The 673-nt window shown below is 37.7% G+C and carries 1 protein-coding gene; it reads right to left on the minus strand.

All coding sequences use genetic code 11. From position 1 onward, the window contains the following. Positions 1 to 7: 7 nt before the first annotated feature. On the minus strand, positions 8 to 673 hold a 666-nt coding region (locus tag IV513_RS15620; protein WP_209391472.1), incomplete at its 5' end, for an IS3 family transposase.

The raw sequence follows: 673 nt of genomic DNA on the forward strand, positions 1-673 counted from the left end.
CCCCAATTTAGGCACATTCAAAAATAGAGTTTTTTGTTAATATTGTTTTGTTGTTGTTGTAAAAATTTTGTTGGAATGTGGGAAAATCTGCTGGATTGCGGAGGCTGATTTTTCCATATTTCAATAAAAAGCCCCTTGGTGATAAGTATTGCAAAGCACTATGCGGCCTTTCGTTGTTGTACATCCACATCCAGATTTCTGCATAAGTTCTCATCTCTTTTATGCTTTCAAATAGGTGAACATTTAAAAATTCGGTCCGAAAAGTCCTGTTAAACCGTTCAATGAGTGAGTTTTGGGTAGGTTTTCCCGGTTGAATAAAATGCAGTTCTATGTTCTGGTTGTTACACCAGTTTTTCAGTTTTTCGGCAATAAACTCCGGGCCATTATCCACTCTTATTTTTTCGGGTTTCCCTCGCCATTCTATGAGTTTTTCCAACTCAGCAATCACCCTTGCAGAGGGCAAACTTGTATCTATACTGATATTTAAAACCTCTCTGTTAAAGTCGTCAATAACATTCAAACTTCTCACGCTTTTTCCGTTTTCAAGCGTATCGTGCATAAAGTCCATGCTCCATGTGACATTGGGATAAATGGGACGTAAAAGTGGCTCTTTTATCCTTGCAGGAAGACGTTTCTTGCGTTTGTTTCTTAGATTAAGTTTCATCGAAGTATA

It is taken from the genome of Chryseobacterium sp. RR2-3-20, from assembly GCF_017808115.1.
Taxonomy (GTDB): domain Bacteria; phylum Bacteroidota; class Bacteroidia; order Flavobacteriales; family Weeksellaceae; genus Chryseobacterium; species Chryseobacterium oryzae.